General features: G+C 72.1%; 25 protein-coding genes and 1 riboswitch. Of the genes, 13 read left to right on the top strand and 12 right to left on the bottom strand.

What is annotated here, in order from left to right:
* The first annotated feature begins 26 nt into the window (after positions 1 to 26).
* A complete protein-coding gene (locus ACLE50_RS05900; RefSeq protein ID WP_410942377.1) occupies positions 27 to 920 on the top strand; it encodes a LysR family transcriptional regulator in 894 nt (297 codons plus the stop codon).
* A 26-nt stretch (positions 921 to 946) separates the two neighbouring features.
* On the opposite strand, the gene ACLE50_RS05895 is transcribed toward ACLE50_RS05900, so the two are convergent.
* Together ACLE50_RS05895 and ACLE50_RS05890 are read right to left on the bottom strand one after the other, a co-directional pair.
* On the bottom strand, positions 947 to 1,705 hold the full coding sequence (locus ACLE50_RS05895) for an SDR family NAD(P)-dependent oxidoreductase (protein WP_410942376.1): 759 nt from the start codon (positions 1,703 to 1,705) through the stop codon (positions 947 to 949).
* A 152-nt stretch (positions 1,706 to 1,857) separates the two neighbouring features.
* On the bottom strand, positions 1,858 to 2,454 hold the full coding sequence (locus ACLE50_RS05890; RefSeq protein ID WP_410942375.1) for a TetR/AcrR family transcriptional regulator: 597 nt from the start codon (positions 2,452 to 2,454) through the stop codon (positions 1,858 to 1,860).
* A gap of 50 nt (positions 2,455 to 2,504) precedes the next feature.
* Here ACLE50_RS05890 and ACLE50_RS05885 point away from each other — a divergent pair, with 50 nt between their 5' ends.
* Both ACLE50_RS05885 and ACLE50_RS05880 read left to right on the top strand, forming a co-directional pair.
* Positions 2,505 to 3,275 (top strand): SDR family oxidoreductase, encoded by a 771-nt coding sequence (locus ACLE50_RS05885; protein ID WP_410942374.1) that lies wholly within the window; start codon positions 2,505 to 2,507, stop codon positions 3,273 to 3,275.
* Between the two features lie 31 nt (positions 3,276 to 3,306).
* The gene (locus ACLE50_RS05880) at positions 3,307 to 4,038 is read left to right on the top strand and encodes a 2-phosphosulfolactate phosphatase (protein ID WP_410942373.1); all 732 of its coding nucleotides are present in this window, start codon (positions 3,307 to 3,309) and stop codon (positions 4,036 to 4,038) included.
* A 28-nt stretch (positions 4,039 to 4,066) separates the two neighbouring features.
* On the opposite strand, the gene ACLE50_RS05875 is transcribed toward ACLE50_RS05880, so the two are convergent.
* Positions 4,067 to 5,476, bottom strand: coding sequence for an MFS transporter (locus ACLE50_RS05875; RefSeq protein WP_410942372.1), 1,410 nt, complete (start codon positions 5,474 to 5,476; stop codon positions 4,067 to 4,069).
* A gap of 102 nt (positions 5,477 to 5,578) precedes the next feature.
* Here ACLE50_RS05875 and ACLE50_RS05870 point away from each other — a divergent pair, with 102 nt between their 5' ends.
* Positions 5,579 to 6,457: a helix-turn-helix domain-containing protein gene (locus tag ACLE50_RS05870; RefSeq protein WP_410942371.1), complete on the top strand. Its 879-nt coding sequence runs from the start codon at positions 5,579 to 5,581 to the stop codon at positions 6,455 to 6,457.
* Here ACLE50_RS05870 and ACLE50_RS05865 read toward each other — a convergent pair.
* Both ACLE50_RS05865 and ACLE50_RS05860 read right to left on the bottom strand, forming a co-directional pair.
* A complete protein-coding gene (locus tag ACLE50_RS05865; protein WP_410942370.1) occupies positions 6,429 to 7,268 on the bottom strand; it encodes an MBL fold metallo-hydrolase in 840 nt (279 codons plus the stop codon). The genes ACLE50_RS05870 and ACLE50_RS05865 overlap by 29 nt on opposite strands.
* A 44-nt stretch (positions 7,269 to 7,312) precedes the next feature.
* Entirely contained in the window at positions 7,313 to 7,873 is a 561-nt protein-coding gene (locus ACLE50_RS05860) for a TetR/AcrR family transcriptional regulator (RefSeq protein ID WP_410942369.1), read from the bottom strand.
* A 94-nt stretch (positions 7,874 to 7,967) separates the two neighbouring features.
* Between ACLE50_RS05860 and ACLE50_RS05855 the strand changes: the two genes are divergently transcribed.
* From ACLE50_RS05855 to ACLE50_RS05845, 3 genes are all read left to right on the top strand, one after another.
* Positions 7,968 to 8,420 carry an anthrone oxygenase family protein gene (locus tag ACLE50_RS05855; RefSeq protein WP_410942368.1) on the top strand — a complete coding sequence of 151 codons (453 nt, stop codon included), beginning with the start codon at positions 7,968 to 7,970 and terminating at the stop codon, positions 8,418 to 8,420.
* 57 nt (positions 8,421 to 8,477) lie between these two features.
* Positions 8,478 to 8,672, top strand: coding sequence for a hypothetical protein (locus ACLE50_RS05850; RefSeq protein WP_410942367.1), 195 nt, complete (start codon positions 8,478 to 8,480; stop codon positions 8,670 to 8,672).
* A gap of 89 nt (positions 8,673 to 8,761) precedes the next feature.
* Positions 8,762 to 9,019 (top strand): GNAT family N-acetyltransferase, encoded by a 258-nt coding sequence (locus tag ACLE50_RS05845; RefSeq protein ID WP_410942366.1) that lies wholly within the window; start codon positions 8,762 to 8,764, stop codon positions 9,017 to 9,019.
* Here ACLE50_RS05845 and ACLE50_RS05840 read toward each other — a convergent pair.
* Both ACLE50_RS05840 and ACLE50_RS05835 read right to left on the bottom strand, forming a co-directional pair.
* Positions 9,016 to 9,405: a hypothetical protein gene (locus tag ACLE50_RS05840; RefSeq protein ID WP_410942365.1), complete on the bottom strand. Its 390-nt coding sequence runs from the start codon at positions 9,403 to 9,405 to the stop codon at positions 9,016 to 9,018. The genes ACLE50_RS05845 and ACLE50_RS05840 overlap by 4 nt on opposite strands.
* A 41-nt stretch (positions 9,406 to 9,446) precedes the next feature.
* On the bottom strand, positions 9,447 to 10,616 hold the full coding sequence (locus ACLE50_RS05835; RefSeq protein ID WP_410942364.1) for a benzoate/H(+) symporter BenE family transporter: 1,170 nt from the start codon (positions 10,614 to 10,616) through the stop codon (positions 9,447 to 9,449).
* A 56-nt stretch (positions 10,617 to 10,672) separates the two neighbouring features.
* On the opposite strand from ACLE50_RS05835, the gene ACLE50_RS05830 reads away from it, so the two are divergent.
* Positions 10,673 to 11,206, top strand: a complete 534-nt coding sequence (locus ACLE50_RS05830; protein WP_410942363.1) for a helix-turn-helix domain-containing protein — start codon at positions 10,673 to 10,675, stop codon at positions 11,204 to 11,206.
* Here the strand turns inward: ACLE50_RS05830 and ACLE50_RS05825 are convergent.
* The gene (locus ACLE50_RS05825) at positions 11,175 to 11,720 is read right to left on the bottom strand and encodes a DUF1990 family protein (protein WP_410942362.1); all 546 of its coding nucleotides are present in this window, start codon (positions 11,718 to 11,720) and stop codon (positions 11,175 to 11,177) included. The genes ACLE50_RS05830 and ACLE50_RS05825 overlap by 32 nt on opposite strands.
* Before the next feature lie 154 nt (positions 11,721 to 11,874).
* On the opposite strand from ACLE50_RS05825, the gene ACLE50_RS05820 reads away from it, so the two are divergent.
* Complete coding sequence (locus ACLE50_RS05820; RefSeq protein WP_410942361.1) at positions 11,875 to 13,494, top strand: DUF222 domain-containing protein; 1,620 nt, start codon at positions 11,875 to 11,877, stop codon at positions 13,492 to 13,494.
* A gap of 146 nt (positions 13,495 to 13,640) precedes the next feature.
* On the opposite strand, the gene ACLE50_RS05815 is transcribed toward ACLE50_RS05820, so the two are convergent.
* From ACLE50_RS05815 to ACLE50_RS05805, 3 genes are all read right to left on the bottom strand, one after another.
* Positions 13,641 to 14,297: a DUF305 domain-containing protein gene (locus ACLE50_RS05815; RefSeq protein WP_410942360.1), complete on the bottom strand. Its 657-nt coding sequence runs from the start codon at positions 14,295 to 14,297 to the stop codon at positions 13,641 to 13,643.
* A gap of 67 nt (positions 14,298 to 14,364) precedes the next feature.
* Positions 14,365 to 14,802 (bottom strand): DUF6153 family protein, encoded by a 438-nt coding sequence (locus ACLE50_RS05810; protein ID WP_410942359.1) that lies wholly within the window; start codon positions 14,800 to 14,802, stop codon positions 14,365 to 14,367.
* A gap of 10 nt (positions 14,803 to 14,812) precedes the next feature.
* Positions 14,813 to 15,082: a DUF3040 domain-containing protein gene (locus ACLE50_RS05805; protein ID WP_410942358.1), complete on the bottom strand. Its 270-nt coding sequence runs from the start codon at positions 15,080 to 15,082 to the stop codon at positions 14,813 to 14,815.
* 19 nt (positions 15,083 to 15,101) lie between these two features.
* Positions 15,102 to 15,164: riboswitch (Fluoride riboswitch) on the bottom strand.
* Positions 15,165 to 15,290: 126 nt separating this feature from the next.
* On the opposite strand from ACLE50_RS05805, the gene ACLE50_RS05800 reads away from it, so the two are divergent.
* Positions 15,291 to 16,748: a dienelactone hydrolase family protein gene (locus tag ACLE50_RS05800; RefSeq protein WP_410942357.1), complete on the top strand. Its 1,458-nt coding sequence runs from the start codon at positions 15,291 to 15,293 to the stop codon at positions 16,746 to 16,748.
* Between the two features lie 113 nt (positions 16,749 to 16,861).
* Here ACLE50_RS05800 and ACLE50_RS05795 read toward each other — a convergent pair whose 3' ends face one another.
* On the bottom strand, positions 16,862 to 17,593 hold the full coding sequence (locus tag ACLE50_RS05795; RefSeq protein ID WP_410942356.1) for a MerR family transcriptional regulator: 732 nt from the start codon (positions 17,591 to 17,593) through the stop codon (positions 16,862 to 16,864).
* Positions 17,594 to 17,772: 179 nt separating this feature from the next.
* Here ACLE50_RS05795 and ACLE50_RS05790 point away from each other — a divergent pair, with 179 nt between their 5' ends.
* The 3 genes from ACLE50_RS05790 to ACLE50_RS05780 all read left to right on the top strand — a co-directional run bounded on the left by ACLE50_RS05790 (position 17,773) and on the right by ACLE50_RS05780 (position 22,504).
* Positions 17,773 to 19,203, top strand: coding sequence for a glycosyltransferase family 39 protein (locus tag ACLE50_RS05790; RefSeq protein WP_410942355.1), 1,431 nt, complete (start codon positions 17,773 to 17,775; stop codon positions 19,201 to 19,203).
* Between the two features lie 103 nt (positions 19,204 to 19,306).
* Positions 19,307 to 20,068: an alpha/beta fold hydrolase gene (locus ACLE50_RS05785; protein ID WP_410942354.1), complete on the top strand. Its 762-nt coding sequence runs from the start codon at positions 19,307 to 19,309 to the stop codon at positions 20,066 to 20,068.
* Positions 20,069 to 20,125: 57 nt separating this feature from the next.
* Positions 20,126 to 22,504, top strand: a complete 2,379-nt coding sequence (locus tag ACLE50_RS05780) for an ATP-binding cassette domain-containing protein (RefSeq protein ID WP_410942353.1) — start codon at positions 20,126 to 20,128, stop codon at positions 22,502 to 22,504.
* Positions 22,505 to 22,589: the final 85 nt, after the last annotated feature.

Genomic DNA, 22,589 nt, shown 5'->3' with positions numbered 1-22,589 from the left:
GGCCGGGCGCTGCCTATAGTCGCCGCATGGGGCCCGACGTGAGCCTTCGGCGGTGGTACTACTTCACCGTCCTCGCCGACGAGCTGAACTTCACCCGGGCCGCGGTGCGCCTGCACGTCTCCCAGCCGTCGCTCAGCCAGCAGATCCGCATCCTGGAACGCGAGCTCGGCGTCGCGCTGCTCGACCGCGACGGTCCGCGGTTCCGGCTCACCGAGGCCGGGTACGTCGCCGCCACCGAGGCGAAGGCACTGCTCGACCAGGTCGAGCTGGCGAGCCACCGTGTCCGCGCGGCCGGCCGCGGGGAGTCCGGCTGCCTGCGGATCGCCTACACCCGCTCCGCCCCGGGGCCGCAGGCCGGTGCGCTGGTGTCGGCCTACCGGCAGCGCCACCCGCAGGTACGGATCGAGACCGAGACCGGCTGGACCAGCCGCAACATCGAGCGGCTGGAGGAGGATGCGATCGACATCGCGTTCGTGCGCCCGCCCGTCGTCGCTGCGGCACTCACGGTCCAGATCATCGGGACCGAGGAGATCCTGATCGCCCTGCCGGACTTCCACCCGCTGGCCGCGCGCGAGCGGATCGACCGGTGCGAGATCGCCCGCGAGCCCGTCGTGTTCTGGTCACGGGACAACGGCGCGGGCTGGTACGACGAGATCCGCGCCCAGGTCTGGCCGCAGGACGGCCCGATCGTCGTGCGTGAGGAGCCCGACGACGAGCAGCTGATGCGCGCCGTCGCCGACGGGGCGGGCCTCGCGACGGTGCCCGAGCACCGCGCCGAGGGACTGCGCGTCGCCGGTGTGACCCTGCGACGGTTGACCGATCCGGTCCCGCGGGTCGGCCTCGCCCTCGCCTACCGCGCGGGGACGGTCAACCAGCTCGTGCTCAACTTCGCCACGCTGGCCGGGCAACCGCCCGCGTGACGGCACGTCCGGCTCCGTCCGCCGGCTCAGTAGGTGGCGCGGCCGCCCGAGGCGTCGAAGCAGAAGCCGGTGGTGAACGAGCAGTCCTCGGAGGCGATCCAGGTGACCAGCGCTCCGAGCTCCTCCTCGTGGCCGGCCCGGCCGACCGGCATGCGTGCCAGCAGCTGCCCGACGAGGTCCTTCGACGCCCCGCTCGTCCGCATCGGCGTCTCGAAGACACCGGGCGCCACCGCGTTGACCAGGACCCCCTTGACGGCGGCCTCCTTGCCCAGCGACTTGGTCAGGCCGATCACGCCGGCCTTCGCCGCCGAGTACGCGGTCTCCTGCGGGTTGCCCTCCTTGCCTGCCATCGAGGCGACGTTGACCACCCGCCCGTAGCCGCGGGACATCATTCCCGGGATCACGGCGCGGCAGCAGTAGAACAACCCCGACAGGTTCACGTCGATGACCAGCTTCCAGTCGTCGATCGGGTAGCCGTCGATCGCCTGCGGTGCGCACGTCACGCCGGCGCTGTTGACCAGGATGTCGATGCCGCCGCCCAGCTTCTCCTCGGCGGCGGCTGCGGCCCGGTCGACGTCGTCGACGTCGGTGACGTTGACGGCCTCGGTCTCGACGTGGCCGTACTGCTCGAGGGAGGAGCGGGCCTCGGCGAGGAGATCCTCGGCCAGGTCCCAGATGACCACCGACGCCCCGGACTCGAGGAACCGCTGTACGACAGCGCGTCCCAGGCCACTGGCCCCGCCGGTCACGATCGCGCGCCGGCCCTGCAGATCGAACTGGTTCATGCGCCCCCCGACCCTGGAGATGATGAGTCAGCAGCAGATCAGGAGCGTCGGGGCGTCGTCCAAGACGCGGAACACATGACGCCATAGCCGGAGCCACTATCGCGTGCTCCTCGGGTGTTCGGCGGTGCCGAGGCTCAGCTCTGCCGGAGGGTTCAGCTCTGCCGGAGGGCGCTGCGCACGCGGTCGGGCTCGTCGCGCGCGAGCAGGTCCAGCAGCAGCCCGCGCACGATCGCGAGCGCGCGGGTCGCGCGGGCGTCGGCGACCCGCGGCGCGGTGGCGGGCTGGGCGTCGCGCAGCACGTCGAGCCAGTCACCGAGCTGCTCCGCGGCGAACCCGGTCCACGGCCCCGCGTCAGGGCGCAGGGCGCCGAGGAAGGCCTCGTAGGTGAGCCGGACCAGCGGCCGCTGCTCCGGTGCGCCCAGGACAGTCCAGACACGGTCGACGAGCTCGTCGACCCCGGGGTCGGTGCCGGCGGCGTCGGCGGGCCGGTCGAAGGCGGCGCGCAGCCCGGCGAGCTGCTCGGTCCGCACGCGGGCCAGCAGCTCGCGCACCAGCTCGTCCTTGCTGCCGAACAGGTAGAGCAGCACTCGCGGGCTGCTGCCGATCGCCTTCGCCAGCGGCCGCAGCGACAGCGACTCGATGCCGTGGTCGAGCACGTAGCCGTAGGCCAGGTCGAGCAGCTCGGCCCGGCGCGGTGACTCCGGAACCGGCGGGCCGGCGTCGCTCATCGGCAGCTCCTCGGTCGGCACGCGCCGATGCTACCGTCGACTGAAACACTTGTTTCAGCGGAGGTCGGGCGATGACGTCGGACGGCAGTGGCGCGATGTTCTCCCTCGACGGCCGGACGGCCCTGGTGACCGGATCGGTCCGCGGCCTCGGGCTGGCGATGGCCCGCGGCCTGGCCACCGCCGGGGCGCGAGTGCTGGTCAACGGCCGCGACCCGGGCACCGTGGACGACGCGGTCGGGCATCTGCGCGAGGACGGCCTGGACGCGCACGCGGCCAGCTTCGACGTGACCGATGTGGACGCCGCCACCACGGCCATGGCCGCCGGCCCGCCGGTCGACGTGCTGGTCAACAACGTCGGCCACCGGAACCGCCGCGGGCTCGGCGAGGTCACGGCGCAGGCGCTGCGCGATCTGGTCGATGTGCACGTGACCTGCAGCTACGCGCTGAGCAGACTCGTCGCCACCGGCCTGGTCGAGCGCGGTGAGCCCGGCGCGATCATCAACGTCTCGTCGGTCATGGGCCGCCTCGGGCGGCGCGGGGACATCGCCTACCCGGTGGCGAAGGCCGGGCTCGACGGCATGACCCGCGCGCTGGCCGCCGAGCTGGGGCCGCACCGGATCACCGTCAACTCCGTGGCGCCGGGCACGTTCGCCACCGAGGTCAACGCGGAGCTTGCCGACGACCCGGAGTGGACGGCGTGGCTCGACTCGCGCACCGCGCTCGGTCGCTGGGGGCGACCCGAGGAGATCGCCGGCGCCGTGGTCTTCCTCGCCGGGCCCGCCGCCACCTTCGTCACCGGGCAGAGCATCGCCGTCGACGGTGGGCTGACGACGACGTTCTAGAGCTGACGGCGTTCTAGGCTCCGGCCTCGACATGAGCGACAGCGAGCATCGACAGACGTCGTACCGGGTGCGGTTCGACTGGGGGCCGTCCGCCGCCGGGGCGCTCACGGCGGACCTGCTCGTGGTCGTCGACGTCCTGAGCTTCACGACGACGCTGACGGTCGCCGCCGACCGCGGCGTCCCGGTGATCCCGTGCCGCTGGCGCGACAACCGCGCGGACGCGCTCGCCGTGCAGTACGACGCCACCCGGGCCGGCCCGCGCGGCTGCGGTGGGGTGTCCCTCTCGCCCGGCTCGGTGCGTGCGGCCGACGGGCTGGAGCGCCTGGTCCTGCCCTCGCCGAACGGGGCGACGATCTCCGCAGCGGCCACCGGCCCGGTGCTCGGGGTGTCGTTACGGAACCGGGCCGCGGCGTCGTCGTGGTTGGGGGAGCGGCTGGACGACGGCGCGACGGTTGTCGTCATCGCTTCCGGCGAGCGATGGCCCGACGGGTCGCTGCGCCCGGCCGTCGAGGACCTGTGGGGCGCCGGGGCGGTGCTGTCCTCGTTCCCGGCCGAGTTGCTCTCACCGGAGGCGCGCGCCGCCGTCGCTGCCGCGGGGCCGGTCCTCGGCGATCCGCGGGATGCATTGCGCGCGTGCGCGAGTGGGCGGGAGCTGATCGCAGCCGGGTGGGGTGACGACGTCGACGTCGCGGCGGAGCTGGACGCCTCGTCGGCGCTGCCGGTGCTGTGCGACGGGGTGTTCGTGCCCAGCATCTCGAGCTGACACATTCATCGCCGTCCGGGTCCCCACGTCACCGGTCGTGTCTTGATCCTGGTCGTGTCGCGGACCGGCCCAGCAGGAGTACGGCAACCGATGCGACGGTGGCGACCACGGCGACGAGAGCCAGGGCGGCGCGGTGTCCGGCGACGAAGTTCTCGATCGGGATCGCGGTGACCGACGTCGTTCCGGAGACTGCGCGGTAGAGGCCGAGGCTCAGCGCCAAGCCGATGGCGCCGCCGACATTGTGGAAGGTCCACCCCGCGCCGACGGCCAGCCCACCGTGGCTCGTGGGCACCGACGACAGCGCCGCGACCGCCGACGGACCGAGCACGCAGGCCCAACCCACGCCCATGCAGGCGAACGCGACGAACAGCACAACCGAGTCGTCGGCAGGACCGACCGCGATCTGGAGCGCCGCCGACAGAAGGAAGGCGAGGAACCCGGCCGCGATCACGCGGACAGGCCCGACCCGCTCGACAACTCGCCCGACCAGCGGCGACAACACAGCCATCGTCGCAGTGATCGGCAGCATCCACAGTCCCACCCCAACTGCGTCGAGACCGCGGGTGAGGCCGAGGAAGAACGGTGTCAGGAACAGCACCGTGGTGTAGAAGAACGCCAGCGCGAACTCCGCGGTGATCGCGGCGAGGAACAGCGGGCGGCGCAGCAGCGCGAACGGGACGATCGGATCCGGTACGCGGCGCTCCACCTGGACGAACGCGAGGAGGGTCAGCGCGCCGACGGCGAGGGCAGACCAGGCCGTGATTGGGAAGAGGTCGAAGAAGGTCAGCCCGAACAGCAGTCCGGAAAGACCGAGGGTCAGCAGCGCGAGGCCCGGCCAGTCGAGACCTGCCGGGGTCTTGTCCGGGACGTTCGGCGGGACGGTCGGCAGGCAGATGGCGAGCGAGAGCAGGGCCAGGGGGACGTTGAGCCAGAAGATCCACGGCCAGCCGAGAGAGCCGACGACGAGGCCACCCAGCAGCGGTCCAGCGGCCAGGCCGAGTCCGTTCACCGCGAACAGGGTCCCGATCGCCCGTCCGCGCTGTGCGTCACCGAAGACGTCGGAGACGATCGTGCTCGAGCTGGTGTAGAGGAACGCGCACGCCGCGCCCTGGACGAACCGGGATCCGATCAGCCAGGCAGCAGTCGGGGCGAACCCGGCCGCCAGCGAGGCCACTCCGAACGCGACTGTCCCGATGTAGAGCGCGGTGCGACGGCCCAGTAGATCGCCAACGCGTCCCGCGGTCACCATGAACATCGACAGCGCGACCACGACGATGTTGACCACCAGCTGGAGAGTGGTGATATCTGCGCCGAGGTCCCGTCCGATCTCGGGTCCTGCGGTGTTCACGATCGTCAGGTCCAGGCAGCCGAGGAAGCTGACGATGCTCACACCGGTGAGCACCCACCAGCGGGTCACGGTCGAGACGTAGGTGGTCACGACGCACACCGTGGAGTCGAGGCAGGCCGGCAGCCAGCCCCGGACGATCCTCTCCCCACGAGGGTGTGGCAGCGCAGGATCGGTCGCGCCGATACTGGATACATGCCCGGTCCGTCCCACCTCGGCGAGTTTCTCGCCGCGCGCCGCGCTCAGCTACGGCCGGAGGACGTCGGGCTTTCCACGTACGGCGAACGACGCCGGGTCCCGGGCCTCCGGCGCGAGGAGCTGGCGCTGGTCGCGGGGGTGAGCCCTTCGTACTACGCCCGTCTCGAGCAGGGGCAGTCCAGGCATGCCTCCGCCGAGGTGCTCGAGGCCCTGGCTACGGCGCTGCGTCTGGGAGACGCCGAGCGGGACCATCTTCGGCGTCTCGCGACGCCCCCGGCCCGTCGTGTGAGTCGGCGTCGAAGCTTCCAACAGGTACACCCGGCGACGCGCGAGCTGCTCGCCGCGATTCCGGCCGTACCGGCCTGGGTCCAGGGACCGCGTACGGAGATCCTGGCGTGGAACCGGCTGGCACACGGGCTGATCGCGGGGCACGTGCCGTTCGGTGCCGTCGACGACCCGCGAGCGCGGCCGACGACCGCTGAGCTGATCTTCGATGATCCGCACGGTCGCGAGCTCTACGACGACTGGGACCGCAAGGCGCGCGCTGTGGTCGGGAATCTACGGGCGGCCGCCGGTCACGATCCCGACGACGAGGTGCTCGCCGCGTTGGTCGGGCATCTCACGATCACCGATGCTGATTTCGCTGCGATGTGGTCCGACCATCGAATCCGTGTCTGCGACGCTGCCGCCTACGTGCTGCACCATCCGGTGATCGGGACGCTCTCGGTAACCCAGCAGTCGTTCACGGTCGCCGCTGCGCCTGGACAGTCGCTGCTGACGATGATCGCAGCCGACACCGCCTCGGCGGACGCACTCCGACTGCTGGACCGGCCGGGTACGTCCGCCCTCAGGTCAGTGCGTCGAACGTGCCTTTGACCCACTGCACGTGGCGTTCCGCGGAACGCTGCACCGCGGCGTCGGCGTCGGAGGTGATGGCGTTGCCGAAGTTCGACCAGAGCTGCCCGAACCGGAGCGGGGCGATCGTCCTCGCCATCCGGGCGACGACCGCACCCGACAGCGGGATCCGGTTCGGGTAGCTGCGCTCGAAGCTCACCGTCCGCCGGTCCGGGTTGGCCATGATCGTGTCGCCGGCGAGGACGACGCCGTCGCCGGACGTCCGGTGTGCGACCGCGCTGCCGGGGAAGTGGCCACCGAGGGTGTACATGGTGAGCTCGTCGGCGATCCGGTGCTCGCCCGACCAGGCCGTCAGGGCCGGGTCGCGGCGCTGCACCCACTCGTCGTCGGCGGTGTTGACCAGGACGGGAACACCGCCGAGGGCACGGGACCAGGCGACCTGCGCGCCGTACATGTGCGGGTGGCTGGGCACGATCGCGAGTACCGGGCCGAGGCTGCGGACGAACTCCACGGCGGCGGACTCGACGAGGCCGATCGGGTCCCAGAGCAGCGTTCCGGCCGCCGTCCGGAGCACCTGCATCGTCTGCCCGATGCCCACTCCCGCCGCGGTCACGCCCCACTGGCCACTGCCGAGCTCGGCGATCCGCACCTCGGTGCGTCCGGCGAGCTCGGCCTGTGTCGTCCACTGCTGGCCGGACGCGGGGACGTACTGGCGCTCGTCGGCGCAGATCGGGCACACGGCCGGGAGCGCCGAGACGTCGGTGCCGTACTCGACGCCGCAGGTCAGGCAGCTGATGAGGTCCGGCTCCGTCGGCGTTCCCGGGGTGTTCACGGATGCAGGGTCGGACATGAACCGGACTCGAGGTCAAGCGCCGGCTACGTGAAGAAGCGCCGGCTCAGCTCGGCCACCCGCTGGGCACGATGGCCGGGGCGCATGCGCCCGGCACGTTCCAGCCTGCTGATGCCGTCGAGGGCGCCCCAGAACACCTCGGTCGCGGTGCCGTCGCCGTCGTCGGCGATCGTGTCGACGAGGACGTCGTACGCCGCGCGCATCTCGGGCCGGGTGCCGTTGGTGGCGAACTCGGCGTCGATGGGCTGCTGGAACATGGCCTCGTAGACGGCGGGATGCTCGTCGCCGAAGTCCAGGTAGGCGACGGCGACGGCCTCGATCGCACTCGTGCCCTGCGCGTCGCCGAGCGCGGCGCGACAGCGTTCCGCGAGGTCGACGAAACCGTCGAGGGCGACCGCCGACATGATCTCCGGCTTGCCGCCGGGGAAGTGGCCGTAGAGAACCGGCTGGCTGAAACCGATCGCGTCGGACAGGTGGCGGGTCGTCACGGCCGCCCATCCCTCGGCGTCGGCGCGGTCGCGGGCGGCGTCGAGGATGCGACGGCGTCGTTCCTGGGTGCGCTGCTCCCGCGTGGTTACCCCGGGCATCGACCCACCTCTCTCTCTTGTGGTCTCCGTGCGAGCAACGCTAGATTAGCGCCGCTAGAAATCTAGCAGTGCTAGGTTCAGAGGGGTGTCTGTCATGTCCGTGGTGCTCGCGGTCAGCACGGTGACGGTCGTCGGCCTCATGGTCGGTGTCGAGCTCGCGGTCGCCTTCGTCGTCCACCCGATGACGCTGCGGCTACCTACCGCGGCATCGCTGGCGGCACGGGCGGACGGCGCGCGCGTGATGGGGCGCGCGATGCCGTTCTGGTACATCGGATCCCTCGTCCTGACCGCAGTGCTCACCGTACTTCTGTGGGGTACTCCGGCTGCGACAGCGACGCTCGTCGCCGTGCTGCTGCTGACGGTCGGCATCGTCATGTCCGTCGTCCTGCTGGTGCCGATCAACGACCGCTCGGCGACATGGACCGCGGACGACCATCCGGCTGACTGGCGCCAACAGCAGCAACGTTGGGACCGCCTGCACTATGTCCGTGTCGTGATCATCGTGGCGGCTTTCGTGCTGGTCACGGTGGGCGCAGCGATGCGATGACCTCCTCGGTCCCGTTCTCGCTGTCAAGCCGTGCGCCGCGCTCGGTAGCGTGTGCGCATGAGCGTTGACGTCTCCGCGTCCGACCGGCTCGCCGAGCCGCGCCCGTGCGGTCGCTGCAGCAACACGGCGCTGCTGCGGCTCGCCGAGTTCTGCCCGGACTGCATCGCGCAGATCGGGACGAACCCCGACCGGACCGAGTACGACGCGTGGCGTGCGGAGAACCATCGGCGGGTCGTGGAGGGCGAGGCGTAGGCGGCTGGTCCCGGTCGCTCGGAGCGCGAATTCGTGGATGACGAGGTTCCGGTCTACGTGCAGCGGTCCTGGACGACCACGAGATCCGGATGTGCGCTCTCCCAGAGTTAGATGACGTCGAGGCACTCTTCGTGGACCCCACCGCCCACCGGCAGGGGATCGGAGCTTCCCTGCCGGCCTCCGCGACGGCGGGGATGCCGGAGGTAGCGCTGGATGTGAACGAGCAGAACCCATCGGCAGTCGAGTTCTGCGGGCGCCAGGGGTTCGTAGTGGTCGAGCGATCGGAACGCGACGATCAGGGGCGACCGTTGCCGTTGCTGCACATGCGGAGAAGCAATCGGGACTAGCGCCCCAGGAGATCCTGCTCCAGATCGATCTCGAACGTCGTGCTGACCTCGGACTGCGCGTTCCGGTAGGTGATCGTGACCGGCCCCAGATCCGGGTCGACGTCGACCTCGTGGGCGAGCTGGGCCTGCCACTGGCCTGCGGACGCACCCTTCCGCTCCCAGGGGACCGTTTCGCCGTTCTGCTCGAGAATGGCGCTGATGACCTTGTCCGGTCGTTCCACGTCCGCTGTTCCGAGGGTGAACTCGACCTGCGTCCGGACGAGCAGGTGGCAGCCGGTGAGAATCGCGGACTCGACCTTGGCCGACCCGCCGGACCACATCTCGATCGGACGGTCGAACGCGACCAACCTGGACCGCTCTCCGTGCGTACGTGCACCCGTGGTCATGTCGTCCCCGTCCTGAGTCGCCGGTCGGTGGCTCGATCATCTCACGATGATCCGACAGGATCCCGTCGGCGGGCACGGTCGAGCGCGTACAGCACCACTCCCGCCACCAGCCCCCAGAACGCCGCCCCGATCCCGGCGACCACGAGCCCGCTCGCGGCGACCAGGAACGTGGCCGCCGCGGGGATCCGGCCCTCGGGGTGCCCGAACGCCGACCCGAGCGACGCGGCGAACGTCCCGAGCAGCGCCAGGCCGGCGACCGCCTCGATCAGCCCGGGCGGGGCGACGGCGACGAGCGCGGCCAGCGTCGTCGCGACCGGGGCGAGCACGACGCAGGTCCAGCCGTTGGCCTGTGAGGCGATCCAGCGCCGCGCGGGGTCCGGGTGTGCCTCCGGTGACGCGGGCAGGGCCGCGGTGATCGCGGCGAGGTTGATCGCGTGCGCCCCGACCGGTGCGCCGAGCATCGTTCCGGCGCCGGTCACCACCATCGCGTGCCGCCACGGCACCTCGAACCCGGCGGCGGAGAGCACGGCGACGCCCGGGACGTTCTGCGAGGCCATCGTGACGACGTAGAGCGGCAGCGCGACACCGACGATCGCGGCCGGCGAGAACGTCGGCACGGTCGGCGCCAGGACCGGCGCGCGGAGCCAGTCGGTGCTCCCCGCCGTCGCGACCGCGATGCCGATGGCCAGTCCGAACGCGGCCGGCGACGCCCATCGCGGGGCGACGCGATGCAGCACCACCCACACGACGACGACCGGCGCGACCAGCCACGGCCGCTCGCCGAGCGCACGGACCGGCGCCAGGCACAGCGGCAGCAGGACACCGGCGAGCATCGCCTGCGCGACCGGCGTCGGGATGGACGCGACCAGCCGCCCGAGCGGCCGCACCAGTCCGGTGAGGACGATCAACACCCCGGTGACGACGAACGCTCCGACGACCGCGGGCCAGCCACCGGTGACGGCGCCGGTCGAGGCGAGCAGCGCCGCGCCGGGCGTCGACCAGGCGATCGTCAGCGGACGCCGGAACCGGCGGCTCAGCCAGATCGTGCCGGCTCCCTGGAGCAGGGTGAGTGCCACCAGCCCGGAGGCCGCCTGCGCCGGGTCCGCGCCGACCGCGCGTAGTCCGGCGAGCACGACGGCGAACGAGCTGGTGACGCCGACGACCGCCGCGACGACGCCGACCGACACCGGCTGCATCCAGGATCGTTCCACAAACAGAACCCTACGGGAGTCGTTCCATGAACAGAACCCCGGCTAGGGTCGTCGTCGTGGATCCGCTCCGGAAGGCCGTCGGCGAACGTCTGCGCGCCGCCCGCGGCGAACGCGGCCTCTCGCTCGGGGCACTCGCGACGGCGGCCGAGGTGGGCAAGGGCTCGTTGTCGGAGATCGAGAACGGCACCCGCAACCCGACGCTGTCGACGCTGTACACGCTGGCCAACGCCTTGGACCTGCCGCTGTCGCAGCTGCTCGCCGACCGGCCGGGCGCCGAGGTCGCGTCGCCGGGGATCGTCGCGCGACTGCTGGAGACCACGACCGACGACGACGGCACCGTCGAGGTCTACGCGCTCAGTCTCACGCCCGGTGCGACGCACGTCTCGGCCGCGCACGGACCAGGTGTGGTCGAGCATCTGCTGGTCACCCGCGGCGCGGCCCGGGTCGGCCGCACCGGGTCCGAGGCCGATCTCGGCGTCGGGCAGCAGGTGGAGTGGGTCAGCGACGTCGAACACAGCTACCGCGCGCTCGGCGACCGGACAGCGGAGGCGGTGCTGGTCATCCGGAGCGCAGCGGCAGGTCGCGGCTGACCCGCTCGGCTGCGCGCAGGTAGCGCCGGATGATGGTGTCCTGCACCAGGTTCTGCAGTGGCCGGGTCGGCCGGGGGAGTGGCCACGCCGGCCGGGACTCGGCCTCGACGGAGAAGGTGACGGCGTCGTTCACGATCGCGACGGTGAAGTGCTCCCAGCCGATGACGGGATGACCGTCGAGTGCGTCGTAGACGAAGCCGGCGCTGCTCGTGTCGCGTCGGACGGTGCGGACCCAGCACGGGGCGACGACCGCGAGCCGGCGCAGTCCGATACCGAGGACGACGGTGGCGCCGGGAGTGACGTCACCGTCCGGAGTGACGGCCACGCCTGCCCGGCGGTGGATCTCCATGGCCAGCAGTGCGGTGGCGACGCGCTCGAATGCCGGTCGTCCGGTGCCGACGAGGCGGGTGCGGGAGATGCGGCGATCGCGGTCGTCGTGCGGTGGGACGACGCGCGGCGACAGATGTTCCGCGCGGGCGTGGGCGCGCGCGAGCAGGCCCGGGTCGACGCTCACGGCGCCGATTCTGACGGATTCGCGGGAGTGCAGGGGAGCGGGCTGGGCCGTTCGGAGTAGCTGCTCGGATGCGTGGCTCTCTGCTGCGCCGAGTGGTCGCTGACCTGCGACGACGGACCACACATCGAACGCCAGTTCGAGTATCATGGAGCCCATGACCGAGCGCGTCACCACCGCCTGCGACCGCATCGCCGCGGCCGTCGACGCGCTCGCCGACACCCTCACCACCGCCACCGGCACCGAGATCTGCGCGGTCCAGCTCGCCGTGGAATCCCTGCAACGCCGCCTCGACCAGATCGCCGTCCGCGCCGTCGCCAAGGCCGAACGCGAGGACCTCTACGCCGCCCGCGGCTACCGCTCCACCGCAGGTGCCCTGGCCGACCTGCTGCGCTGGGACCCCCGCCACTCCCGCCGCTTCACCACCGCAGCGCAGCAGCTCGCACCCCGCACCACCCTCGACGGACAACCCCTCGACCCCAGCCTCCCGGCGACCGCGCAGGTGTTCGCCGCCGGAGAGATCTCGCTGCGCCACGCCGAGGTCGTCGCGACCCTGCTCGACACCGCCGAGGCCGGGCGCCTCGACCCCGCTGTGTGGGCCGGAGCCGAGATACAGCTCGCCGCCCAGGCGGTCCTGTGCACACCGGCCGAGCTGCAGACCTGGGGACGGCAACTACTCGCCGACCTCGACCAGGACGGCCCCGAACCCGACGACCGCCCCGCACCACAGATCAACGAACTCCGCCTCACCTCCCACCGCGGCAGCCGGCCCGGCGGGATCCTGCGCGGCCGCTTCGACGACGCCGAGATGTTCGAACGCATCCGCACCGCCGTCGACGCCCTCACCGGCCCCGGACACCCCGACGACCCCCGATCCCATCCGGAACGCCAGGCCGAAGCCCTCGCCGAGATCTGCGGATACGGGTTAGAACACGCCGGCGGCGAGCTGCTGCCCGACACCGGTGGGCAACGGCCCCAGGTCACGGTCACCGTCCGGCTCGACGACCTGCAGAACCGCGCCCGATCCGCGCTGCTCGACCACACCGGCGGACTCTCCGCGTCGGCGCTGCGGATGCTGTGCTGCGACGCCGCCGTGATCCCCGTCGTCCTCGACGGCGCCGGACAGCCCCTCGACGTGGGCCGGGCGCGGCGCACCATCCCGCGGGCGATCCGGCGCGCCGTGGCCGCCCGCGACCGCGGCTGCGCCCACCCCGGCTGCGACCGCCCACCCTCCTGGTGCGAAATCCACCACATCATCGCCTGGGAGATCGGCGGCCCCACCGCCGTGTCGAACCTGGTCATGCTGTGCCGTGTCCACCACGGCCAGGTCCACCACGCCGGCTGGACCGTGCGCCTCACCGACGGCATCCCCGAGTTCCTCCCACCCGCCTGGATCGACCCACGACAGCAACCGCGACGGCGACCCAACCTCAACCAGGCCCCGATCACCGTCCCCGCGCCGAGGCCACCGGGCGATACCGGCCCACCACAAGTCCCCGAGCCCGCCCCTGGGACCGAGCGCGCCCTTGAACCCGAGCCCGAACTTGAACTACGGACCGAACTTCAACCCGAGCCCGAAGCAGAGCCCGGGACCGAGCCCGGGGCCGAGCCGGAACTGCGGAAGGTGATCCCGTTCGACGAGATCACCCCACCCGAACCTGCCCCGACCTACCGGGTCTTCGACTTCGACCGCGTCGAGCAGGCCTGCCGCGAGGGCGCACCCCGCCGCACCGTGCGGGTCGCGAACTTCTCCGGACTCGAGGAGGACCCGTCGTGACCGCCGGGGCCAGAGGGCGTGCGACGACGGCGTCAGTCGACCGTTTCCGAAGCCGGCTGCTGTCGCGCACCAGGTCGCTGGTCGCCGTCGCCGACTTCCGCTGCGCCGACGTCAGCTGATGCCCGGCGGCCACCCGGGCCGAGGCCCTACCCGAGCATCCGCTTCATCTCGCCGATCTCGCGGTTCTGCGCGTCCACGATCTTCTGGGCGAGGGCCTTCGCGTCCGGGCTGGTGCCGTCGGCGAGCTCGGTCTGCGACATGCGGACCGCACCCTCGTGGTGGCCGATCATCATCGTGAGGAACTGCCGGTCGAACGCCGGGCCGCGGGCCTGCTCGAGGCCGCGCATCTGGTCCGCGGTCATCATGCCGTCGTGGCCACCGGAACCGTGGTCCGCGCCCCCGTGGTCCATGGCCGCGTGATCCGTGCCCGCGTGATCCGAGCTCTCGTGATCCATCGAGTCGTGGTCCATCGAGCCGTGGTCCATTCCGGGCATCCCGCCGGAGTCCGGTGCGCCCCAGTCCTTCAGCAGGTGCTGCATCTGCGCGATCTCCGGGCCCTGCGCGTCGTCGATCTGCGAGGCGAGACGTCGGACGTCGTCGCCGGCGCGGCCGTCGGCGAGCTTCGCCATCTCCACGGCCTGCTGGTGGTGCGGGATCATGCCCTGGGTGAAGGCGACGTCGGCGTCGGTGTGCTGGGACGCCGAGGCCGCAGGTGGGGCGGGCGCGTCGCCGCCCCCGCAGCCGGTCAGGACGAGGGCAGCGGTCAGTGCCACGGCGGCGGCCGCCGTGTTCGAGATCTTCATCAGGTGTGGCTCCGTCGTTCGGAACGGGTGATGGCCTGCGCCGGTGCTCTGCCGCACCGGGGGCCGATCACGTCCGCAGGACGCAGAGTTGCGCGAGCCGCCGCGGGACTGGTGGTGGTCGTTCCGCGGGCTCGCCCCGGCCGCCGCGTCGGATCGGCAGCGGCGGCACGGGCGGTACGACGACGGCGAGCAGCGCCAGGAGCGGCAGCAACGCGATCCCGGCACCGCCCAGGACGGCCATGCAGAGATGCAGCGCGTGCCCGGCGGCGTCGTGGCCGTCGTGGCCACCGGGGTGGCCTGCGGAACGGCCGGAGTGATCGTCGGCCTGCTCTCCGACGACGGTGGGTGCCGTGTGTGCGGACGAATGATCGGCGTGGGTTGCGTGGAGCGCCGCCGAAGCAGGTCCCGTCGAGCCCGGCGCCACCAGCGCGTGCATGCCCAGCAACCCGAACAGCACGGGCAGGACCAGCAGCACCAGCCGCCGTCCGCACCGCCTGTCCGACACGGCCATCAGGCTACCCACGCCGCCCCGATCCGTACGCCAGCAGCTGCGGCAGCCAGCACAGCCCCAGTAGCAGGACCCCGACGGCGGAGACCACGTGCGCGTCGCCGAGCACGCCGACCGTCAGCACGACCGGTCCTGCGACCGCCATCGCGCGCCCGAGGGCCGTCGCGATCATCGACGCGGCGCCGGGGTGATGGGTGAGCAGCCGGGCCAGCGCAGGATCCTCGCGTTCGAGCCGGCGGCTCAGTACGGCGAGCTCACGACGTTCGTGGAACAGCATGGCGTCTCCTGGGCATCGGTCAGCCGCAGGAGCCATCAGCCCGGGACGGGCGGTTGAGGTGAGCCCCATCACCTTTCGCCGTCGATGCTACACCCGGATCCGGCGCTCACCGAGTGCCGGGAACGCTCTCGACCGTCAGTCCTTCGTGCGTCACATCCACCACTTCGTGCACTTCGGTATCACTGTGCGCTCGGTACTCTCCTGTCACATGGGCACCGCATCACGACGCCGTTCCGCCGGGCTGCAGGCGTGCCGTCGTGCAGTCGCGGTCGCCGTGCTGACGGGCGTCGTGGCCGGTATCGGAACCGCTACCGGAGCCCGAGCCGGAGACACCGACGGAGCCACGATCGGCGGCTCGGTCGGTCCGCAGGCCGTCACACCCGTGCAGCGCGCCGCTGCGAGCACTCCCGACGACGACGGCGGCGGCATCGTGGACATCGGTGGCGTCGCGTACCCGGACCCGCTGCGGATGAAGAACGGCCGCCCGGTCCGCAGTACCGCGGAGTGGGAGCGCACCCGCCGCGGCGAGCTGCTCGACGACTTCCGCGAGCACGTCTTCGGCCAGAGCCTGCCGCGCCCGCAGAAGGAGACCTTCGACGTCGACACCACCGACGTCGGCGGTGCCACTCGCAAGGACGGTGCCACCGGCAAGGACGGTGCCACCCCCGAGGACGGTGCCACCCCCGAGGACGGTGTCACCCGCAAGAAGGTGCGCATCGGCATCACCGGGCCGCAGGGCAGCGGCTCGATCCCGCTCACCGTGTTCATCCCGAAGGCCATGTCCGCCCCGAAGAATGCCCCGAAGAACGCCCCGAAGAACACGGCGCCGCGCGGCACGTTCCTGCTCATCGACCACCGCGGCTCCGCGGGCGACTCCCCGGACGAGTCCTCGGAGTTCGCGCCGATCTCGACGGTGACCCGCGCCGGGTACGCGCTCGCCGTACTCGACGCCAAGGCCGTCGCACCGGACGACGCCGAGACCTACCGCTCGAAGGCGATCGACCTGTTCCACCCGAAGGGCCGGGACCTGCCCGCCGACGCCGGGCGCACGATCAGCGCCTGGGCGTGGGGCGCGAGCCGCGCCATGGACTACCTGCAGACCGACCGCGACCTCGACCCGGGGAAGGTCGCCGTCATCGGGCACTCGCGCGGGGCGAAGGCTGCGCTCTGGGCGGGCGCGCAGGACACCCGGTTCGCCGCGGTGATCGCCAACAACGCCGGCTCGACCGGCACGAAACCGGCCCGGCGCGGTGACGGCGGCGTCGGCGCGGAGACCAACTCGAAGATCAACTCATCGTTCCCGCACTGGTTCCCGCAGACCTACCAGGACTACGGCGACCGGGTCGACGAGCTGCCCGTCGACCAGCACGAGCTGCTCGCGCTCGCCGCGCCGCGCCGGCTCGTGATCGGCAGCGCCGCCGACGACCACAACGCCGACCCGCAGGGCGAGTTCCTGTCCTACCGCGCCGCGGCACCGGTGTACGCGCTCTACGGCCTCGGCGACACCGGCTTGGCGACGACGGGCTGGAAGCCCGCCCTCGACACCCCGTTCCGCGGTGCGGCGATGAGCTACCACCTGCGCTCCGGTGACCACGGGTTGAAGGCCGAGGACTGGAAGGCCTATCTCGGCGGGAACCTGTTCGAGCGGCCGGTCCGGTCCGGCTGACCGGTCCACTCGGGCTGCCGGTCAGCCGGCCACTCGGTCAGCCGGCCACTCAGCCAGACAGCCACTCGGTCAGGCAGCCACTCGGTCAGGCAGCCACTCGGTCAGGCAGCCACTCAGTCGTCGGGATCCTGCCGCGCCAGTTCGTCGGCCCGCCGGATGACGTCGATCTGTGCCGGGTTGTACAGCTCCTGCAGTGCGGCCGCGACGGTGCGCTGGGCGAACCGCTTGTCGTGCGGGCCGCCGGTGTCGGCCTCGCGGATCTGCGGGTAGGTGCGGAACAGCTCCCGCAGGTGCGGAGCCATGCGGGCGGCGATCTCGTCGCGGGTGGCCTCGTCGGCGTCGGCGGGGATCGCGTCGAACTCCGTGCTGAGCAGGTCGTCCTGCGGGTTGCGCACCATCTCCGAGTACGCCTGCAGCTGTTGCGGGCCGAGCACCCGGCTCATGACCAGGACGAACGAGCGGTCGGCCTCGGTGAGGGTGCTCTCGTCGGCGGGGGTGAACTCGGCGGGCAGGTCGGTGCGGGCCGAGCCGTCGAGGATGGTGGCGAGCTCGGCGCGGACCCGCTGCAGCCGGTCGATCGTGGCGGCCAGCTCGTCGTCCAGCGCGCGTACGGCCTCGGTGGACTGCTCGTCGTCGTCGATGGTCTCGGCGATCTGCGGCAGCGAGAACCCGAGGTCGGTCATCCGTTTGATCTTCAGCAGCCGGACCAGGTGCGCGACGACGTACTGCTTGTAACCGTTGGCCCGTCGCTCGGGCTCGGGGAGCAGCCCGATGTCGTGGTAGTGCCGCACGGTGCGCAGGCTGGTGCCGGCGAGTTCGGCGATCTCTCGGGTGCTCCAGGACACGGTGACGATTCCTCTTCGATCGGACGGAACCCGATGCGGGGCGCGACATTCCGCCCATATCCTGCCGGGCGGGGGGACGACATGACAGCGTGCGAGAAGCAGTGACTCCGATCATGCCGCGAACGGCGGCCGCGCGGGGCGGCGAACGGCCGGGATTCGCGACGGGGGCGGTCGGAACGGTGGCGGTGGTCGTCGCCGTCGTGCACCTGGTGCTGGCTGCGGTGCGCCGGGCCTGGCCCGACGAGGCCCTGATGCTGGCGATCGGGCGGTACCACCTGGACTTCGGCGCGGTCGACCAGCCGCCGCTGACCCCGTTGCTGGCCCGGATCGCGGACACCGTCGCGCCCGGCTCGCAGATCGTGCTCGCGGTCCCGGCGGTGCTCGCGACCGCCGCTGCGGTCGTGCTGACCGCGCTGACCGCCCGCGAGCTGGGCGGGGACGAGCGGTCACAGACCCTGGCCGCGCTGGGGCAGGGCACCGGCATCGCCGCAGCCCAGTTCGGGCACTGGCTGACGCCGTACACCCTCGAGCCCGCACTGTGGACGGCGGTGTTCTGGCTGCTCCTGCGCGGGATCCGGCGCGACGACGGCCGGGCGCTCGTCGCCGCGGGTGCGGTCCTCGGAGTCGCCGCCCAGACCCGGCTCTTCGCGCTGCTGCTCGGCGCCGTGCTGCTCGGCGCGGTTGCGGTGCTCGGGCCGCGGAAGCTGCTGCGGCGCCCGCCGCTGTGGGCCGGTGCGGTGCTCGCGCTGCTGATCGCGGCACCGACGCTGCTGTGGCAGGCCACGCACGGGTGGCCGCAGCTCGCGATGACCCCGGTGGTCGCCGAGGAGAACGACGAGATCTACGGCAGCGTCCTCGTCAGTGCGGCCCACGGGCTCGCCGTCACCGGGCCGCTGCTGCTGGGCCTGGCGGTGTGCGGGCTGGTCGCGCTCGTGCGGGACCCGCGGCTGCGCGACGTGCGGTTCGTCGGCGCGGCCTGCGTGCTGCTGTACCTGGCGATGGTGCTGTCCGGCGGGCGGCACTACTACCCGCTGGCGCTGTACCCGGTCCTCGCCGCGATCGGTGCGGTCGGGCTGCAGCACCGGCGGGAGGCCGGGCGTCCGCGGCGGCGGGCCTGGCCGGTCGTCGTCGTGAGCGGGCTGCTGGCCTGCGTCGGCGCGCTGAGCTCGGTGTATCTTGCCGAACCCCAGTTCGAGGAGATGCTGGTGAGCGCCACCGCCGACGCCTACCGGGCGCTGCCCGCCGAGCAGCGTGACCGCACCGTGCTCGCCGCCGATCCCTACGTCTACGGCGCCTACCTCGACGCCGCCCCGCCCGGGCTCGGGCTCCCGCCGGCATTCGGCCCGAACCGGGCCTACGGCTGGTTCCCGGAACCGCCCGAGGACCGCGACGCGATGCTGCTCGTCGGGGAGCCGGACCGGGTGCGGCCGTGGTTCGGCTCCGCCCGGCTCGTCGGCGGCACCTACGCCGACACCCCGCTCGGGACCTACGGCGGGCTCGTCGGGGAGGTGCCCACGATCTGGCTGCTGGAGGACCGGAAGGCACCCTGGCCGGAGATCCGGGACGCCACCCGGGACCTGCAACTGCCACCGGTGCCGCTCCGGTCGTGAGCCGCACGGTGGTGAGCAGCCCGGTGGTGACGACCGGCCGGTGACCGGCTGCTGGTGAGCACCGGCACACCCGCCGCGGCACGAAGGGTGCGACGATCCGGCCGTGCCCCTGCACTTCCACCTCGCCGGTGACCCCGCCGGCCGGCCGATCCTGGCGATCCACGGCGTCACCGGTCACGGCCTGCGGTGGCGGCCGCTGGTCGAGGCGCTGCCGCACCGCCGCTGGATCGGCGTCGACGTCCGCGGGCACGGCGACTCGCCGTGGACGCCGCCGTGGACCCTGGAGCAGCACGTCACCGACGCCGTCGGGGTGCTCGACGAGCTGGGCATCGCCCGCGCCGACGTCGTCGGGCACTCGTTCGGCGGGGCGATCGCAACCCACCTGTCCCGCTCGGCGCCCGGCCGGGTGCGCCGGCTCGCGCTGCTCGACCCGGCGATCGGCCTCGACCCGGAGCTGATGCTGGAGTTCGCCGAGAACACCTGCGACGACGAGTCGTGGCCGACCCGCGAGCAGGCCCGCGATGCCAAGGCGGGGGACTGGCCGGACGTGCCCTCGGAGATTCTCGACGACGAGCTCGACACCCACCTGGAATGGCGTGGCGACGCGTGGCGGTGGCGCTACAGCCGTGCCTCGGTCGTCGCGGCCTGGTCGCAGATGGCGCGCGTTGCTGTCGTCCCGCCGCGCGGGACCCCGACGCTGGTCGTCCCGGCCGGGCGGGCCGACTACGTCTCCGGGGAGTGGCTGGCCGCCTGCCGGGCGAGGCTCGGCGACGACCTGCGGGTCGTCCCGCTCGACGCCGGGCACATGGTGTTCCTCGAGCGGCCCGGTGAGGTCGCGGCGGCGCTGGGGGAGTTCCTGGACTGACCGGGGGAGTTCCTGGACCGGCGAAACGTCCCGGGGCGCCGCCACGAACTTCTATGCATGAGCACGCACCCCGCGGACGGCCACGACCTCATCCGGGTGCACGGGGCCCGGGAGAACAACCTGCGCGACGTCGACGTCGCGCTGCCCAAGCGCCGGCTGACCGTGTTCACCGGGGTCTCCGGCTCGGGCAAGAGCTCGCTGGTGTTCGCCACGATCGCCGCCGAGTCCCAGCGGATGATCAACGAGACGTACAGCCGGTTCGTCCAGGGGTTCATGCCGACCCAGGCCCGCCCGGACGTCGACCTGCTCGACGGGCTCACCACCGCGATCATCGTCGACCAGGAGCGGATGGGCGGCGACGTCCGCTCCACCGTCGGCACCGCCACCGACGTCGGCGCGCTGCTGCGGATCCTGTTCAGCAGGCTCGGGACGCCGCACGTCGGCTCGGCGAAGGCGTTCTCGTTCAATGTCGCCACGATCAGCGGCTCCGGCGCGGTCACGGTGACCAAGGGCGGCCGCCAGGTGAAGGAACGCCGGTCGTTCGAGGTCGTCGGTGGCGCCTGCCCGCGCTGCGAGGGCAAGGGCACCGTCTCGGACTTCGACCTCACCGCCCTCTACGACGACACCAAGTCCATCCAGGACGGTGCGCTCACCATCCCGAACTACTCCGTCGACGGCTGGTACGGGCGGATCTTCTCCAACAGCGGCTTCTTTCCCGGCGACAAGCCGATCAAGGACTTCACCAAGCCGCAGCTCGACGCGCTGCTGTACAAGGAGGCCACCCGGATCAAGGTCGACGGCATCAACGTCACCTTCGAGGGCCTGATCCCGCGGATCGAGAAGTCGTTCCTGGCCAAGGACCGGGAGGCGATGCAGCCGCACATCCGGGCGTTCGTCGACCGGGCGATCGTGTTCGGGGTCTGCCCGGACTGCGACGGCACCCGGCTGTCCGAGCTCGCGCGCTCGTCGAAGATCCGGGGGATCGACATCGCGGAGGCCTCGGCGATGCAGATCTCCGACCTCGCCGAGTGGGTGCGCGAGATCGACGAACCGGCCCTCCTGCCGCTGCTGACCTCGCTGCGCGACACCCTCGACTCGTTCGTCGAGATCGGGCTCGGCTACCTCTCGCTCGACCGGCCGGCCGGGACGCTCTCCGGCGGCGAGGCGCAGCGCACCAAGATGATCCGGCACCTCGGGTCGGCGCTGACCGACGTCACCTACGTGTTCGACGAGCCCACCATCGGGCTGCACCCGCACGACATCGAGCGGATGAACGACCTGCTGCTGCGCCTGCGGGACAAGGGGAACACCGTGCTCGTCGTCGAGCACAAGCCGGAGACGATCGTGATCGGCGACCACGTCGTCGACCTCGGCCCGGGAGCGGGCTCCGACGGCGGCGAGGTCGTCTTCCAGGGCACCGTCGACGGGCTGCGGCGCAGCGGCACGCTCACCGGCAAGCACCTCGACGACCGGGCACGCCTCAAGACCGGGGTCCGCGAGCCGAGCGGTTACCTGGAGGTCCGGGGCGCGGACAGCCACAACCTGCGCGACGTCGACGTCGACATCCCGCTCGGTGTGCTCACCGTCGTCACCGGGGTGGCGGGGTCGGGGAAGAGCTCGCTGATCCAGGGCTCGGTCGCCGGGCGTGACGGCGTGGTCGTCGTCGACCAGGGCGCGATCAAGGGGTCGCGGCGCAGCAACCCGGCGACCTACTCGGGGCTGCTGGAGCCGATCCGCAAGGCGTTCGCGAAGGCCAACGGCGTGAAGCCCGCGCTGTTCAGCGCGAACTCCGAGGGGGCCTGCCCCAACTGCAACGGCGCCGGTGTCGTCTACACCGACCTGGCGATGATGGCCGGGGTCGCGACGACCTGCGAGGTCTGCGAGGGCCGCCGGTTCGACGCCGACGTGCTGCAGTACCGGCTCGGCGGTCCCGCCGACTCCCGTGACATCGGCGAGGTGCTCGCCATGTCCGTCGCGGAGGCGGAGCGGTTCTTCGCCGACGGCGACGCCCGTGTCCCGGCCGCCCACCGGATCCTGCAGCGCCTCATCGACGTCGGCCTCGGCTACGTCAAGCTCGGCCAGCCGCTCACGACGCTGTCCGGGGGCGAGCGGCAGCGGCTCAAGCTGGCCGTGCAGATGGGGGAGAAGGGCGGGATCTACGTGCTCGACGAGCCGACGACCGGCCTGCACCTCGCCGATGTCGAGCAGCTGCTCGCGCTGCTGGACCGGCTCGTCGACAATGGCCGGTCGGTGATCGTGATCGAGCACCACCAGGCGGTCATGGCGCACGCGGACCGGATCATCGACCTCGGTCCGGGCGCCGGGCACGACGGCGGCCGCGTCGTGTTCGAAGGGACGCCCGCCGAGCTCGTCGCGGACGCCTCGACCCTGACCGGCCGGCACCTGGCCGACTACGTGTGCGCACCGGCTACGTGAGCTGCCGGCACCGGAACCGAGCCGGTTCCGGACGCGCGACGGCCCCGGAACCCACGCGGGGTGCCGGGGCCGTCGTACGACGATC

Source organism: Pseudonocardia phyllosphaerae (assembly GCF_046546475.1).
GTDB lineage: Bacteria > Actinomycetota > Actinomycetes > Mycobacteriales > Pseudonocardiaceae > Pseudonocardia > Pseudonocardia phyllosphaerae.
Note: the sequence above shows the minus strand (reverse complement) of the source record. Positions and strands in the feature narration are given on the sequence as shown.

Excerpts from the sequence above, each read along its gene's own strand:
- ACLE50_RS05900 (WP_410942377.1), top strand. The coding sequence starts at position 27 with ATGGGGCCCGACGTGAGCCTTCGGCGGTGGTACTACTTCACCGTCCTC.
- ACLE50_RS05895 (WP_410942376.1), bottom strand. The coding sequence starts at position 1,705 with ATGAACCAGTTCGATCTGCAGGGCCGGCGCGCGATCGTGACCGGCGGG.
- ACLE50_RS05885 (WP_410942374.1), top strand. The coding sequence starts at position 2,505 with ATGACGTCGGACGGCAGTGGCGCGATGTTCTCCCTCGACGGCCGGACG.
- ACLE50_RS05880 (WP_410942373.1), top strand. The coding sequence starts at position 3,307 with ATGAGCGACAGCGAGCATCGACAGACGTCGTACCGGGTGCGGTTCGAC.
- ACLE50_RS05870 (WP_410942371.1), top strand. The coding sequence starts at position 5,579 with ATGCCCGGTCCGTCCCACCTCGGCGAGTTTCTCGCCGCGCGCCGCGCT.
- ACLE50_RS05860 (WP_410942369.1), bottom strand. The coding sequence starts at position 7,873 with ATGCCCGGGGTAACCACGCGGGAGCAGCGCACCCAGGAACGACGCCGT.
- ACLE50_RS05855 (WP_410942368.1), top strand. The coding sequence starts at position 7,968 with ATGTCCGTGGTGCTCGCGGTCAGCACGGTGACGGTCGTCGGCCTCATG.
- ACLE50_RS05850 (WP_410942367.1), top strand. The coding sequence starts at position 8,478 with ATGAGCGTTGACGTCTCCGCGTCCGACCGGCTCGCCGAGCCGCGCCCG.
- ACLE50_RS05845 (WP_410942366.1), top strand. The coding sequence starts at position 8,762 with ATGTGCGCTCTCCCAGAGTTAGATGACGTCGAGGCACTCTTCGTGGAC.
- ACLE50_RS05840 (WP_410942365.1), bottom strand. The coding sequence starts at position 9,405 with ATGACCACGGGTGCACGTACGCACGGAGAGCGGTCCAGGTTGGTCGCG.
- ACLE50_RS05820 (WP_410942361.1), top strand. The coding sequence starts at position 11,875 with ATGACCGAGCGCGTCACCACCGCCTGCGACCGCATCGCCGCGGCCGTC.
- ACLE50_RS05815 (WP_410942360.1), bottom strand. The coding sequence starts at position 14,297 with ATGAAGATCTCGAACACGGCGGCCGCCGCCGTGGCACTGACCGCTGCC.
- ACLE50_RS05805 (WP_410942358.1), bottom strand. The coding sequence starts at position 15,082 with ATGCTGTTCCACGAACGTCGTGAGCTCGCCGTACTGAGCCGCCGGCTC.
- ACLE50_RS05800 (WP_410942357.1), top strand. The coding sequence starts at position 15,291 with ATGGGCACCGCATCACGACGCCGTTCCGCCGGGCTGCAGGCGTGCCGT.
- ACLE50_RS05780 (WP_410942353.1), top strand. The coding sequence starts at position 20,126 with ATGAGCACGCACCCCGCGGACGGCCACGACCTCATCCGGGTGCACGGG.